The organism is Rhodanobacter sp. L36, assembly GCF_009765755.1.
Taxonomy (GTDB): Bacteria; Pseudomonadota; Gammaproteobacteria; order Xanthomonadales; family Rhodanobacteraceae; genus Rhodanobacter.
The window spans coordinates 232855-248602 of the sequence record NZ_LMUV01000004.1 but is presented as its reverse complement, the minus strand read 5'-3'; the positions used below and the strand labels follow the sequence as shown (position 1 = coordinate 248602).

Sequence of the window (15748 nt, the reverse complement as noted above, 5' to 3'; positions counted from 1 at the left end):
AGTTTCAGCGGCAACGTCTGCCTATACTCGGAAGGACCGCCCGTTCCGGACGGCCACTGACAACCCATGGGGAGGCTCCGATGCTGCAGCAGTATGGCTGGTGGATCGTAATGGCGTGTGCGGTCGTGGCGGTTTTGTATGGCGCGCTTTCGGCGCGCTGGATCCTGGCGCAATCGCCGGGCAACGAGCGGATGCAGGAGATCGCGGCCGCCATCCAGGAAGGCGCGCGCGCGTACCTCAACCGCCAATACACCACGATCGGGATCGTCGGCGTGGTGTTGTTGCTGCTGATCGGCTTCTTCCTCGGCTGGCCGACGGCCATTGGTTTCGTGCTCGGCGCGGTTCTTTCCGGCGCCGCTGGCTACATCGGCATGAACGTGTCGGTACGCGCCAACGTGCGTACTGCCGAAGCGGCAAGACATGGCCTGAGCAAGGCGATGGATGTGGCGTTCCGCGGTGGCGCGATCACCGGCATGCTGGTGGTGGGCCTGGCCCTGCTCGGCGTCGCCGGTTACTGGCTATTGCTGCAGCACTTCGGCATCAGCGGCGACGCCGCATTGCATGCGCTGGTGGGCCTCGCCTTCGGCAGCTCGCTGATCTCGATCTTCGCGCGCCTGGGCGGCGGCATCTTCACCAAGGGCGCGGATGTCGGCGCCGACCTGGTCGGCAAGGTCGAAGCCGGCATTCCCGAGGATGACCCGCGCAACCCTGCAGTGATTGCCGACAACGTCGGCGACAACGTCGGTGACTGCGCCGGCATGGCCGCTGACTTGTTCGAAACCTACGCGGTCACCGTGATCGCCACCATGCTGCTCGGCGGCTTGATGATTGGCGACGTCGGCCCGAACGCAGTGCTTTATCCGCTGCTGCTCGGCGCGGTGTCGATCATCGCCTCGATCATCGGCACGCTGTTCGTCAAGGTGAAGGAAGGCGGCTCGATCATGGGCGCGCTGTACAAAGGCGTGATCGTTTCGGCGGTACTCGCCGCGGCCGCGTTCTACCCGATTACCTCGCAGTTGATGGGTGGCTTCAGCCACGGCTCGTTCAACCTGTGGGGCTGTTCGCTGATCGGGTTAGCGCTGACCGGCGCGATCGTGTGGATCACGGAGTTCTACACCGGCACGCAATACGGCCCCGTGCAGCACATCGCCGCCGCATCGACCACCGGCCACGGCACCAACATCATCGCGGGCCTGGGTGTGTCGATGAAATCGACCGCGATGCCGGTGGTGGTGATTTGCATCGCGATCTGGGGCGCGAACTATCTCGGTGGCCTGTACGGCATCGCGATCGCCGCCACCGCCATGCTGTCGATGGCCGGCATGATCGTGGCGCTGGACGCCTACGGCCCGATCACCGACAACGCCGGCGGCATCGCCGAGATGGCCGACCTGCCGCCAGAAGTACGCGGCGTCACCGACCCGCTCGACGCGGTCGGCAACACCACCAAGGCGGTGACCAAGGGCTACGCGATCGGTTCGGCCGCGCTGGCTGCACTGGTGCTGTTTGCCGATTACACGCACAACCTGCAGGCGAGCCACCCAGGCCAGACGTTCGCGTTTGATCTCTCCGACCACATGGTGATCATCGGCCTGCTGATCGGCGGCCTGATCCCGTACCTGTTCGGTGCGATGGCAATGGAAGCCGTGGGCCGCGCCGCTGGCGCGGTGGTGGAAGAAGTACGCCGGCAGTTCCGCGATATCCCCGGCATCATGCTCGGCACAGCCAAGCCGGAATACTCGCGCGCGGTCGACATGCTGACAAAGTCGGCGATTCGCGAAATGATCGTGCCCTCGCTTCTGCCTGTAGCGGTACCGATCGTGGTCGGCCTGCTGCTCGGCCCGAAGGCGCTTGGTGGCGTGCTGATCGGCACCATCGTTACCGGCCTGTTCGTGGCGATCTCGATGACTACCGGTGGCGGTGCGTGGGACAACGCCAAGAAGTACATCGAGGACGGTCATCACGGCGGCAAGGGTTCCGAAGCGCACAAGGCGGCGGTGACCGGCGATACCGTCGGCGATCCTTACAAGGACACCGCAGGCCCGGCCGTGAATCCGTTGATCAAGATCATCAACATCGTCGCGCTGCTGATGATTCCGCTGCTGTAAGCCACACGACCGCAGGCTCGACAGGCATCCCGCTTCGGCGGGATTTCTGTTTCCTGGCCCTGACTTTAGTCATGGGCAAACGCCCACACCTGCGGTTACGCTCGATCGAATGCGGCCATCATTCGCTGCATTCCACGCAGGCTGCATTCACACGAGGAGGGGACACCATGAAACCGGTCTGGCTGATGCTGGTACTCGGCGTCACACTGGCGGGCATGAACCATGCCGATGCCAGCAACAACAAGCCCGCCAAGGCGGCCACGGACGCTGCGACGAGCGACGACCCCTTCCTGTGGCTGGAAGACATCCATGCCACGCGCTCGATGGACTGGGTCAAGAAAGAGAACGCGGTAACGACGAAGCAGTTTGTCGATAACGCCGAATTCGTGAAGACCCGCGACAGCCTCCTTGAGGTGATGGACTCGGATGCGCGCATTCCCGACGTCAACCGCATGGGTGATTACCTCTACAACTTCTGGCGCGACAAGGCGAACCCGCGCGGCATCTGGCGTCGTACCACGCTGGCCGAATACCGCAAGACCAGTCCGGCATGGGAAGTGCTGCTGGACATCGACGCGCTGAACAAGTCCGAGAACAAGCGCTGGGTGTTCAAGGGCGCGCAATGCCTGAAGCCGAAATACGATCGCTGCCTGCTTTCGCTATCGCCCGATGGCGGCGACGCGGTGGCCGTGCGCGAGTTCGACATCCCCGCCAAGTCGTTTGTGAAAAACGGCTTCGACCTGCCGATCGCCAAGACCGAAGCCAGCTGGATCGACGAGAACACTCTTTACGTCGGCACCGATTTCGGCCCCGGATCGATGACCGAATCGAGCTATCCGCGCATCGTCAAGGAATGGAAGCGCGGCACGCCGCTGTCGTCCGCCAAGACGGTATACGAAGGCAAGACCACCGACCTTGCGATCGGCGCGTCGCACGATCGCACCGTGGGTTTCGAGCGCGACTTCGTTTCCGTCGCCACCGATTTCTTCCACAGCGAGTTGTACCAGCGCGTCGGCGATCAGTTGAAACACGTCGATGTGCCGACCGATGCAACTGCAGACGCACATCGCGAATGGCTGCTGGTGCAGACGCGGTCGGCATGGACGATCGGCGGTGCCACGTATCCATCCGGTGCGTTGCTCGCGACGAAGTTCGACGACTTCATGGCCGGCAAGCCAGCCTTCACCGTGCTGTTCAAGCCCGACGCGCACACCTCGCTGGCGTCGTACAACTGGACGCAGCATCACCTGATCCTCGACGTGCTCGACGACGTCAAGAGCAAGCTCGAAGTGCTCACGCCGCAAGCCGGCGACTGGAAACGCGAAACCGTGCCGGGTTCGCCGGCGATGAGCACGATCAGCGTAGCCGACACCGATCCAGACAACAGCGACGAATACTGGCTGGACGTCACCGGTTTCCTGGCACCTTCGACACTTCAACGCGGCGTGCTTGGCAGCGTGCCGGCCGAAACGTTGAAGCAGGGCCCGGCATTCTTCGACGCATCGAAGTTCGACGTGAGCCAGCACTTTGTCGCATCGAAAGACGGCACCCGCGTGCCCTACTTCGAGATCGCGCCGAAAGGCATGAAAATGGACGGTTCGAATCGCACGTTGTTGTATGGCTACGGCGGCTTCGAGGTATCGCTGCAACCGTTCTATAGCGGCAGCGTCGGGCGCGCGTGGTTGCAACGCGGCGGCGTGTATGTGATCGCCAATATCCGTGGCGGCGGCGAGTACGGCCCTCAATGGCATCAGGCTGCACTGAAGGCCAATCGTCCGCGCGCGTATGAAGATTTCGCCGCGGTGGCGAATGATCTGGTGAAGCGTGGCGTGACATCCGCGAAACATCTCGGCGCCGAAGGCGGCAGCAATGGCGGTTTGCTGATGGGCAACATGCTGACGCTTTATCCGCAACTGTTCGGCGCGATTGCCTGCGAAGTGCCGCTGCTCGACATGAAGCGTTACACACATCTTTCCGCAGGCGCGTCGTGGATGGCCGAATACGGCAACCCCGACACCGACGACTGGAAATTCATCCAGACTTTCTCGCCGTACCAGAACGTGAAAAAAGACGGCCACTATCCACCGGTGCTTTTCTACACCACTACCAGCGATGATCGCGTCGGCCCGGTACAGGCGCGCAAGATGGCCGCGAAGATGCAATCGATGGGCCACAACAATGTGTGGTTCTACGAGAACCTCGAAGGCGGTCACGGTGCGGGTGCGGACAACAAGCAGGCCGCCCTGATGCACGCGCTCGCCTATGATTTTCTATGGGATCAGCTGAAATAAGTCCCGTTATACCTTTGTGATAAAGCTGCCCGGAATGGACGTCCATTCCGGGCAGCTTCGTTTTTATTTCATGGCCAATGGCGTGGTTTTTCCGCGGCCGTTCCTTCCCTCATATTTCGTTCGTTTCAAAACCCGCCTTCAGCGCGCGACGTGATTTCTCCGTCGCATGGCGCATCGAAGACGTCTTTGGCGCATGGCATCGCGATGCAGCGCATGCCATTGCACAAAATACAGAGGCACGAACCTCTGGCCCTTGCGGCACTTGACCCAACTCAATTCGCGCGTGCGTCGTCGCACGCGCAAAACACGTTCGTGAATTGGCCTCAGCAAGTTCCGTCGAATTGGCTATGTATCGCTTTGTGCAGCGTGCATACCCTACGAATAAGGCACCTTTTCGTAACGAAAGATTGACGACGAGTGATCAGTCCCCCCGCGCACCGATGCCTTGCGCGTTGATCCGTTCCCGGCCAAGGAGGGCTTTCCCACACGATGGAGCGCGACCATGCCGATGATCGCTTCACGCGTCGAGCCGCAGGCTTTTGAATTGCCCACGCCTGGCTCGACCGCAAAAAATAACCGCGCGCAGGATTTTCTCAGCGAAAGCATCCTGGCGCGCATGCCGTATTTCGACCGCACGTCAGCGATTGAAACGACGGGCAACCATCTCTCCAATGAAACGTCGTCGTTGGGGCGCGAAAAAAATTCGGCGCCGTCCTGCAGCGGTCTCGCCACGCGCATGAAACTGCTGATACGCAACGAAGGAAGCATGGCGTCGATTGCGCGCCGCTGCGGATTTTCCGAAGGTGCCGTGCGCAGCTGGCGCGACGGCCAAAGCGATATTTCGCGTGAGCGCTGCGTGGTGATGGCGAAGACATTGAATGTTTCGCTGATCTGGCTGATCACCGGCGAAGGTTCGATGCGAGGCGACGATGGCCACGGTGATTTCGCCTCGCAACCACCTGCGGCAACCATCGGCTCTGCTGCAAACACATCGAATATCGTCGAGCCGGCCAAAGCTGGAGCGTCGATGGATGCACACAGGTACGCGGTGAATCCACGCTTGCTTGCCTCGGCGCTGCGGCTGCTTCAGTCCTACATCGGCTTGCTCGGCGGATCACTGAATCCGACGCAACGCGCCGATGCGCTGGCCGAGCTCTACGACATTCTGAGCACGACCAACGATCCGAATCAGATCGATCGCCTGATTGCATTCCACAGCACGCTCAGCGGCCAGGTGCGACGCGGAAATTCATTCGTGGCCTGAGTTGATCGACCGACAACACGCGACCGGAAACATCGTCGCCATCGCAGTTTGGAAAGACAGACGATCCGCGCACTCGAGTGGTCAGCGAAGTGTCGGCGCTCGTCATTACTTGGCAACACTGAAAATGGGGAATTCCATGAAAAGCAGCAAAAACAATCAATACATGCTCCGCCACCGCCGAGGGGCGTTTCCTGCTTCAAGATTGGCCATCGCCGTTGCACTGGGGCTCTGCGGAGTTTCCACCGTGCAAGCGCAGTCAACGACGGGGTCGATCTTCGGCAACGCACCGGTCGCCAGTGGAGAGAGCGTCCAGATCACCGGTGGCTCCGGCTTCAATCGAAACATCCCGGTCGATAGTTCGGGGCACTATTCGACGACGTTGCCGGTAGGCACCTATACCGTCACGCTGCTGCAGAACGGGCAAGCCGTTCAAACGCGCGAGAACGTGACGCCGAAAGTCGCCGGCGCGACGGAGGTCAGCTTCATTTCCACAGCTGGCGCAACAACCGCAAACAGCGCCAATGCACAAACCCTTTCGGGTGTGACGGTATCGGCAAACGCCCTGCCTGCGATCGACGTGACATCCACCAACGAAAGCACTGTCATTACCGCCGAGCAGTTGAAGCACCTGCCGCTGCAACGCAGTGCGGAAGCCATCGCCTTGCTGGCGCCCGGCGCGACACAGGGGTCGTCGACATTCATGATGGCCAACGGCAAAGGCGCGGGCCCGACCGGCACATCGCTGGTGTCTTTCGGCGGTTCGTCCGTCGCCGAGAACGCGTACTACATCAACGGATTCAACACCTCCGATCCGCTGGGTAATTCCGGCGGCATCTCGCTGCCCTATGGCTCGATCGAACAGCAGCAGACATTGACGAGTGGCTACGGTGCGCAGTACGGGCGGTCTGCCGGCGGCGTGATCAGCCAGGTCGGCAAGAGCGGTACAAATGATTGGCACTTCGGCGCCCAGGTGCTGTGGCAGCCCGCGTTCGCGCGTGGCAACCAGGACAACATCTATTACGGCAATCCGCGCTCGACGACACCCGATCAGGAAAAAGGCGACCTCAACACGTATCAGCGCGGCAACAGCCAGTGGAACACGGTCTATGACGCCTATGTCGGCGGCCCGCTGATCAAGGACACGCTGTTCTTCTTTGTATCCGCAGAGGCCAACAAAACCCAGAATGCGACCGTCCAGAGCATCGACGTCAGCAAGGTCGAATATCAGAAATCCAGGGATCCCAAGATCTACGCCAAGCTCGACTGGAACATCAACGACAGCAACACGCTATCGCTGACCGGCGTCAAGAACACCGATTCATTCGATGGCGCTTTCTACAATTACGACTACAACAACAAGAAAGCCGAGGACTTCAGCAGTCTCGATCTGCACACAAAGAACTCCTTCGGAATCTGGATCGCCAAATACACCGGCTACATCACGGACAACCTGACCGTGAACGCCATGTTCGGCAAGATGGAAGGCACTTACTACACCGTCCAGCCACCGTACCCAGGCCTTGATACGTCGTTAGCCCACATCAGTGGTGCAAGCCATCAGAATCCCGCGTATCTTGCTGGCCATCCCGGCGGCATCACCAACGCCAACGTCGTGACTGCTGGCCAGGTCAATCGCCCTGATCACAAATCAAGCGTGGACAACCTGCGCCTGGATCTGGACTGGAAACTGGGCAACCACGATATCCAGTTTGGTATCGACAACGATCTGACGAATGACATCGATGCCGGCAACACCATCAATGGTCCGGGCTATGCCTGGTCCTACGGATTCTCCAGCCCGAACAACCCGATTATTGGCGGTGATCCCAACCATCAACCCTACGTTGCACCCACCGAAGGCTATCCTAATGGAGCAACGGGTTACTGGGTCAACAAGTACATCTTCGTGACGCAAGCGTCAGTGCAAGTGAAGCAGCGCGCGCAGTACATCCAGGACAACTGGCAAGTCACGCCCAATCTGCTGCTGAACATCGGCATTCGCAACGATCAGTTCACCAACTACAACGGCGAACATGTGCCATATCTGCGCCTGACCAGTCCGCAATGGTCGCCGCGTATCGGCTTCAGCTGGGATGTGTTTGGTGATTCCAGCATGAAAATCTTCGGCAACGCCGGTCGTTATTATTTGGCGATGCCAGCGGGCGTTGCATTGCGTGAAGCAAGCGGATCGCTCTACACCAATCAGTACTACACCTATTCCGGCATCGATTCCCAAGGCATCCCTATCGGCCTGACGCCCATTGCATCCAATCCGTCCGGTCCCGTATCGACGAACAATGAATACGGGCAACCTCTCGATCCGGCTACCGTGGCGTCGAAGAACCTGAAGGCGGAATACCAGGATGAATTCGTTCTCGGCATGCAGCAGCAGATCAATTCGTCGTGGGTGTATGGCGTCACGCTGATGCACCGCAATCTGGGAAGAATCATCGACGACGTCGATGATGAGGGAGCCCTTTGCGACAAATTGGTCGCCGGTGGTTTCGACACGGCGGAATGTCCGAATCACACGCTCAACGGCAGCATCCTGGTGAACCCGGGGTCGAGCAATGTCATTCGAGTCGCCAACGCTGCCGGCGGTTATGACTCCGTCACCATGACACCGCAGGATTACGGCTTTCCCAAGGCCACTCGCAAGTATTACTCGCTTGAAGCGTACCTCGAGCATCCGTGGGATGGCACGTGGACTGGCAAGATCGACTATGTGTTCTCGCGCAGCTTCGGTACCACCGAAGGGCCGGTCATGTCGTCCATCGGCCAAGGCGGTAATTCCGTCTCTGCAACACAGCAGTGGGATTTTGGTTCGCTGATGCAATACGCCAATGGCGACCAGGCGAATGAGCAGAAACACGTGCTCAAGGCCTATGGCACTTATCAGGTCGCGCCAGAGTGGACGGTCAGCGGCATCGTGATCCTGGCATCTGGAGTTCCGAACGTTTGCCTCGGCTTTTATGGCCCGGATGAAACTGACCCTGCAGGCTACGCGACGGTGACGCCCGGTGCGTATCACTGGTGCGGCGGACAACCATCTGCGCCTGGCAAATCGGGCTTCACCCCATGGACGCATACTTTGAATCTGAGTGCGGAATACCGTCCCGCATGGGCAGACAAGAAGCTGGGTTTCCAGATCATGGTGAACAACGTGTTCAACGAGCAGAAAGCGACGGCGCTGGGTTCCATCTATGGAACAACCGCAGCTCCCAGCACAACCTACAAACTGCCGATCGCGCTCGAGATGCCGCGCTATGTACAAATGGGGATCACGTACGATTTCTAACCCGTCGTAGTCCGCAACAAGATTCATCATGCAACCATTTGCCCACCGCCGACTTCGGCGGTGGGCAAACTGCTTCCGGTCTTGCGAGGCATGCAAATGAAATCCTATCTTCGCGTATTCCTTTTTTCGCTGCTGATCGCAAGCGGCACGTCGACTGCGCAAAGCGCCATATCCGCGCCCGAATTCACTGGCATCAACCATTGGATCAATTCGCCGCCGCTGACCATGGCCAGCCTGCGCGGCAAAGTGGTGTTGGTCGACTTCTGGGCTTACTCGTGCATCAACTGCCTGCGTGCCATGCCGCGCACGGAACACCTGTACGAGACGTACAAGAACAAAGGGCTGGTGGTGATTGGCGTGCACTCGCCGGAATTCGATTTCGAAGGTCAGTCAGCCAATGTCGAGAACGCCGTGAAGCGCCTGGACGTGACTTACCCGGTGGCGCTGGACAACGACCTCGGCACCTGGAACGCATGGCACAACCAGTATTGGCCAGCCGAATATCTCATCGATCAGAACGGCAATCTGATCGGCCATCAGTTTGGCGAAGGCAACTATCTGCGCATGGAAAACGCAGTACGCCTTTTGCTCGGCATGAACCTGCTACAGAAAAACATTTCGTCCGACGATGCGCTCGACAAGATTTCTTCACCCGAAATGTTTTTCGGCAGCATGCATCAGAAGAATCTTGCCGGCGTGGACAAGCCGCGCAACGGCATCCAGCATTTCACGATGCCGAGCCACCTTGCGTTGAATCAATTCGGCTTGTCCGGCGCGTGGGAAATCAGCAACCAGTACGCGGGGCTTAGCGGTAGTCACGGCGAAATCCATCTGCGCTTCAAAGCCGGAAAACTGCACATGGTCGCGAGCTCGGATCAGCCGGTCACACTCGACATACAGATCGACGGCAAACCGCAGCCGCATGTAAGCGTGCAAGCCAGCCAGTTGTACACGTTGTTCGACAGCAACGACTATCGCGAACACTCGCTCGTGTTGCGTATTCCGCAACATGGGCTTCACGTCTACACCTTCACGTTCGGATGAGCGGAGCACGTGATCCGACATGGTTTTTCAATGACATCGAATCGCACCCGGCCATCACAACTTCGCGCAGCCGATCTTTCGCCGGAAGCAAGGAAGTTGCTCGCGACGGCTGGCGCTGCATTGAGCAGCATGCAGCTCGATATCGCCGAGCGGTCATTGACGAACCTGCTCGCGCGAGCATCTGAATGTGCCGACGCCCATCGCCTGATGGGAATCGCCGCACAGATGCGCGGCGACTACACAAAAGCTGCGAACTGCTTGCGTCAGGCGCTCATCCATCGCCCCGACGACGCCACGATCCACATGAATTTCGGCAGCGCACTTTACGAAACGGGCGCCATCGATGAGGCGTTGTCGAATTTGCAGCGCGCCTGCGAACTGGCGCCTGCCACGTCTGCCGCCTGGTACAACCTTGGCAAGGCGCTCAAGCTTCAGGGTCGCATGGAGGAAGCGTGCCGATCGCTGCAACGAGCTTTGCATCTCGATGCTGCTCACGTGCTGGCGCGCATCAGCCTTGCGGATGCGCAGACCACGACGGGCCATATAGCCGCAGCGACAGCGAATTATCGCGAGGTTCTGCATCGCCAACCCGATAACGCGACGGCCTGGTTTGCCTTGGCCAACCTGAAAACCGTGACCATGAACGCGACAGACGTACAACGGCTGCAGCAGATATTTCGGCAGCCCGCAGTGTCCGATGATGCGCGCATCTCGATTGGATTCGCCCTGGCAAAGGCGCTTGCGGATCAGAACGACCATGCCGGATCTTTCGAGACGCTCCGCGAAGCCAATGCGTTGAAGCGTCGCATGGTGGACTGGAATGCGGACGCCGCACGAGCGCATGTCGACGCCATCATATCGGCGTTCGCCAGGCCCATGCCGAAACCGCTTGATGAAACACTGGGCCACGAAGTCATCTTCATCGTCAGCCTGCCTCGGTCGGCTTCGACTCTGACCGAACAGATACTCGCCACGCATCCGCAAGTCGAAGGTGCCAACGAAATCACCGATCTGCCGCAAGTGATCGAGGACGAATCGAAACGCCGCGGCCAGCCGTTCCCGCAATGGGCTTCCTCAGCGACCGCCGAGGATTGGCAGCGACTCGGGCGCGACTATCTCGCTCGCACGGAACGCTGGCGTGCGCAGCGACCGTGCTTCACCGACAAGAATCTGGTCAGTTGGGAACTCGTCGGTGCCGCGTTGCAAATGTTGCCTGGCGCACGCATCGTCCATTCCCGTCGCGATGCACTCGAAACCTGCTTCGCCTGCTATCGACAGCTATTCAGTAACGGCGCCCATTTCAGCTACGACCTGGATGACATGGCGAGTTACTACGAAGACCACGATCGGCTGATGCGCTTCTGGCATCAAATGTTTCCCACGCGGATATTCGATCACGTCCACGAATCACTGCTTGCCGATCCCGAATCGCAGATTCGCCGGCTGCTGGATTTCTGCGCACTGGAGTTCGATCCGGCGTGTCTTCTGTTTCACCAGAACTCACGCGTCGTGCTCAGCACGGCCAGCGCAGCACAAGTACGGCAGCCACTCCGCTCGAACACATCACAAACCGCACGATACGGCGACAAGCTTGATCGACTTCGTGCTCGACTGCGCGATGCCGGATTGTCGGCTTAGCGACAGCTCATTGCGCGCGTGTGGGCGGATGCCCTGAGCGTTATCAGTCATCGTTCACTATGCGGGCGTGGCCTGGCGTTGCGGGCTCTGCTCGTTTCGATTGTCACGGCCCAACGAAAAATAACCCGCCATCAACCACGCGCCACCGCTCATCCCGATCGCTACCAGCAGGCTGGTCCATTCGGCGTGGTTTTGCGGGCGTGCAAAGACACGCGGAAGATGCACGACGATCACCCAGCTGGTGAACATGATGCCGAGGCAGATCGACGCCAGCTTTGCTTTCACGCCACTCAGAATCGCAAGGCCTGCGGCCACGTGCGCGCAGCCGGTGAAGTACGTCCAGAACACGGGTGATCCCGGTATCCACGCGGGTATCACGCTGGCGACGTATTCCCAGTAGATGAAATGCAGTGCGCCGAATAACGGCAGCGACACGCCGAAGCCGTAGCGCGCCAACGCGGCGATCGATCGCAATCGATCGTGCGATAGGGAGTCGCGGCTGTCGGATAACCCATACGCAAGTATCCAGGCGGAACAACACAACACGAGGCATTCGAACGCGGACGTCCAGATGCTGCCGTTGTGGATATGCGTGACCATCATCGGCAGGTTCAGCAGCGTGAGCCACAAAAACAGCATCACACCAAGAACGATTGCGGCGAGCCGGGGACGCAAAGCATCGAACCACGTGCACGTGCCGCTGACGATCAGCACGCATGCTGTTGCATACGTCCAGAACGCTGATGCCGCGAGTCCGTCGGGAAACGGTTCGAGTCCCGGCACCGGCAAGGCGAACGCCATATTGAGCACGCCGAAACCCAGCATGCCCATGCCAAACAGCACACGACCGAAGCGGCTGAAATTTTCCATGATGCAGTCCTTCACCGGATGAAGCGCATGATCGATCGACGGCGCGTTCAGCGTCGGCAGACACAGTAGCAGCGCCTGGACTGTTCTAGTCTTGGCGCAGGGCTGGAGACGCTTTGCGGCAGTCGATCGACAACGTGAAGACTAGGCGCCGGATCGCCACGCATCCATAACCAATTTCATCGGTTGCACGGAGCCAATAGGCATGTTTCTGGAACTCGATGGTCGCGGACCGCAATACGCTCAACTGACCCGCGCGATGAAATCCGCCATTCTCGATGGGCGCATTGCCGCGGGCACTCGCCTGCCGCCGACGCGCGAGTTGTCACGCGAACTGGAGTTGTCGCGAACCACCGTGCTCTCCGCGTACGAGCAGCTGCGCGCCGAAGGTTTCATCGATGGCCGCGTCGGCTCCGGCAGCTATGTGAGCACGTTGAAGAGTGGCGCAGCATTGAACGCGCCGCAGCAAACAATCGAAGCGCCATCGCGCTATGCGCAGCGTGCGAGGCAGGTACAGAACCGCGGCATCGCACGCATGCATCGCGAGCTGCGCTACAACCTGCAATACGGCGAACCGTCGATCAATCCGGCGCTGGGTAGCGCGTGGGGTCGCGCACTCGCGCGCGCGACGGTCTACACCCCGCTGGAGTCCACCGGCGCGCAGGGTCTGCTGGCGTTGCGCCAGCAGATCTGCGATTACCTCGCGCGACGTCGTGGCGTTCTCGCGCACCCGGAAAATGTATTGATCGTCACGGGTACTCAGCAGGCTTTCTCGCTGGCCGCACGCGTGCTGCTCGACGAAGGCGACCCTGTCGTGCTGGAGGAGCCGCACTACTTCGGCGCGTTCCAGACCTTGTCTGCGCATGGCGCGCGCATCGTTCCCGTACGCACGGACGACGAAGGGCTGGTGTGCTCCGAACTTCCCGACGAGGCGCCGCCGCTGGTATGCGTCACGCCATCGCATCAGTTTCCGACCGGCTCGGTGTTGTCGCTGTCGCGCCGACTGGAACTGCTGCGCTATGCGGACGCGAAACATTGCTGGATTCTCGAAGATGACTACGACGGCGAATTCCGTTACGACGCACATCCGCTGGCGGCGCTGCGCTCGCTCGACAAAGCCGATCGGGTAATCTACGTCGGCACGTTTTCCAAGGTGATGTTCGGCGCCTTGCGCGTGGCGTATATGGTGTTGCCGGCTGCGCTGCGCGACGATTTCGTCACGGCGAAATTCCTCAGTGACTTTTCATCACCCGGCATCGAGCAGTCCGCGCTGGCGAACTTCATGGAGGACGGCGGCTTTGAACGGCATCTGCGCCTGGTGCGCAAGGAGTTGAAAGCGCGGCGCGAAGAACTGATCAACGGATTGTGCCGGCATGCCGGCGAGCGCGTGGAGATCGTCGATTCTCCCGCCGGCATGCACGTGGTCGCATGGCTGCGCGGCTATGATCGCAAACGCGCCGAGGCGCTGGTCGCACTCGCCCACTCGCGCGGCCTGGGCCTGTATCCAATGGCGCCGCACTACTCGAATCCGCCGCGTCGCGAAGGTCTGATCCTGGGTTATTGCGGTCGATCGACCATCGAGTTGCGCGAGGCCATGCAACTGTTCGGCGCCTGCCTTGACGATATCGATGCACGCAATGCCTGATCGCGAAAGTTTCTTCGGGCGCAGCGCGTGAAGTAAGCTTTTCAGACTTTCCTCCGGGCACTCGTCATGCATGACCGCAGCACCATCCGTCCCGAATTGCGCGACTGGATTCTCACCACCACGCGCGCCGGCCACGGCGTGCCGGAGGTGTTGCGGCTGATGAAGGAAAACGGTTACGACCCGCGCCAGAGCCGCAGCATCGTCGCCGAAGTATTGAAGCTTCCTCTCGCCGCGTTGCACGCAGCGACCACGGGTGCGAACGTGAAGAACAGCGACAGCCTGCGCACGCGTCATCCCGAGCCGCCGGAAGTGGTGATCGACGGTCACGCCATCGGCATCTCTGCGAGCCTGGAAGAACCATCGCTGCGCGTGCTGGACAACCTGCTCACGCGCGACGAATGCGCGGACCTGATCGAGCTTGCGCGCCCGCGCCTGCAACGCGCGATGACCGTGGACACCGAAGGCAATCATCAGGTCGATCATCGGCGCACCAGTGAAGGCATGTTCTTCACCTTGAACGAACTGCCACTGATCGGACGCATCGAGAAACGCATCGCCAGTTTGTTCGATGTGCCCGTGAGCCATGGCGAAGGGCTGCAGATTCTTCATTACCTGCCGGGCCAGGAATACAAGCCGCATTTCGACTGGTTCGATCCGGCGCATCCCGGATTCGGCGTCATCACCGCGGCGGGCGGCCAGCGCATCGCCAGCGTGGTGATGTACTTGAACACGCCCGAGCAAGGCGGCGGCACCGCGTTCCCGGAAGTCGGTCTCACCGTGGCCGCTCGCCGTGGTTCGGCCGTCTATTTCGCATACGAGGGCGGCGATCCGAATTCGCTGCATGCCGGCCTGCCGGTGACGCGTGGCGAGAAATGGATCGCCACCAAATGGCTGCGCGAAAGGCCGTATTCGAAGCCACGCAAGAGCTGAACGGAATCGGCCGGGAGGCGCGCGAGCCGGCTTTCGCTGCTGCGATGCAACAGCAGATGGCGTATCCTTGCGGACCACTTTTTCATTCCTGCCAAGGACATCTCATGGGTCTGCATCTTGTTGCCGCCGGTCGCAATGCGCCGAGCGAAATCAACGTCATCATCGAAATCCCGAAAGATGCCGAGCCGGTGAAGTACGAGGTGGAAAAGGAAAGCGGCGCGATCTTCGTCGACCGCATCCTGTCCACGCCGATGCGCTATCCATGCAACTACGGCTACGTGCCGGGCACGCTCGGCGGTGACGGCGATCCACTCGACGCGCTGGTGATTCTGCCGCTGTCGCTGATACCGGGCTCGGTGATCCGCTGCCATCCCGTGGGCATGCTGAAGATGAGCGACGAAGCCGGCAGCGACGAAAAGCTGGTGGTGATTCCGATCGCCAAGGTGTTTCCCGGCTACGCGCACATCAGCGACATGAAGGGCGTTTCGGCGCACTGGCTGCAGCGCATCGGCCACTTCTTCGAGCACTACAAGGATCTCGAAGACGGCAAATGGGTGAAGGTGGAAGGCTGGGTCGGCGCCGACGAGGCGAAGGCAGAAATTACCGCGGGCATCGCGCGTTACAAGGCGAGCAACGCCTGACGCTTTCAAGCGTCGCTCTCCG

At 60.2% G+C, this 15748-nt stretch carries 10 protein-coding genes; 9 read left to right on the top strand and 1 reads right to left on the bottom strand.

Features of this window, described 5'->3' with window-relative positions; translation table 11 throughout:
• The first annotated feature begins 80 nt into the window (after window positions 1-80).
• The 6 genes from GSQ73_RS08225 to GSQ73_RS08200 all read left to right on the top strand — a co-directional run bounded on the left by GSQ73_RS08225 (window position 81) and on the right by GSQ73_RS08200 (window position 11643).
• Entirely contained in the window at window positions 81-2108 is a 2028-nt protein-coding gene (locus GSQ73_RS08225; protein ID WP_158882879.1) for a sodium-translocating pyrophosphatase, read from the top strand.
• A gap of 215 nt (window positions 2109-2323) precedes the next feature.
• Window positions 2324-4399 (top strand): prolyl oligopeptidase family serine peptidase, encoded by a 2076-nt coding sequence (locus GSQ73_RS08220; protein ID WP_254063338.1) that lies wholly within the window; start codon window positions 2324-2326, stop codon window positions 4397-4399.
• A 502-nt stretch (window positions 4400-4901) separates the two neighbouring features.
• Window positions 4902-5663: a helix-turn-helix transcriptional regulator gene (locus GSQ73_RS08215; RefSeq protein WP_158882875.1), complete on the top strand. Its 762-nt coding sequence runs from the start codon at window positions 4902-4904 to the stop codon at window positions 5661-5663.
• 244 nt (window positions 5664-5907) lie between these two features.
• The gene (locus tag GSQ73_RS08210) at window positions 5908-8961 is read left to right on the top strand and encodes a TonB-dependent receptor (protein WP_254063332.1); all 3054 of its coding nucleotides are present in this window, start codon (window positions 5908-5910) and stop codon (window positions 8959-8961) included.
• A gap of 96 nt (window positions 8962-9057) precedes the next feature.
• Entirely contained in the window at window positions 9058-10005 is a 948-nt protein-coding gene (locus GSQ73_RS08205; protein WP_174236077.1) for a redoxin family protein, read from the top strand.
• 30 nt (window positions 10006-10035) lie between these two features.
• Window positions 10036-11643, top strand: a complete 1608-nt coding sequence (locus GSQ73_RS08200; protein WP_158882871.1) for a sulfotransferase family protein — start codon at window positions 10036-10038, stop codon at window positions 11641-11643.
• Between the two features lie 57 nt (window positions 11644-11700).
• On the opposite strand, the gene GSQ73_RS08195 is transcribed toward GSQ73_RS08200, so the two are convergent.
• The gene (locus GSQ73_RS08195) at window positions 11701-12513 is read right to left on the bottom strand and encodes a hypothetical protein (RefSeq protein WP_158882869.1); all 813 of its coding nucleotides are present in this window, start codon (window positions 12511-12513) and stop codon (window positions 11701-11703) included.
• Between the two features lie 202 nt (window positions 12514-12715).
• Between GSQ73_RS08195 and GSQ73_RS08190 the strand changes: the two genes are divergently transcribed.
• The 3 genes from GSQ73_RS08190 (at window position 12716) to ppa (ending at window position 15726) form a co-directional block, all read left to right on the top strand.
• Entirely contained in the window at window positions 12716-14155 is a 1440-nt protein-coding gene (locus tag GSQ73_RS08190; RefSeq protein ID WP_158882867.1) for a PLP-dependent aminotransferase family protein, read from the top strand.
• A 66-nt stretch (window positions 14156-14221) separates the two neighbouring features.
• Complete coding sequence (locus tag GSQ73_RS08185) at window positions 14222-15085, top strand: 2OG-Fe(II) oxygenase (protein WP_158882865.1); 864 nt, start codon at window positions 14222-14224, stop codon at window positions 15083-15085.
• Between the two features lie 104 nt (window positions 15086-15189).
• On the top strand, window positions 15190-15726 hold the full coding sequence (ppa, locus tag GSQ73_RS08180) for an inorganic diphosphatase (RefSeq protein WP_158882863.1): 537 nt from the start codon (window positions 15190-15192) through the stop codon (window positions 15724-15726).
• Window positions 15727-15748: the final 22 nt, after the last annotated feature.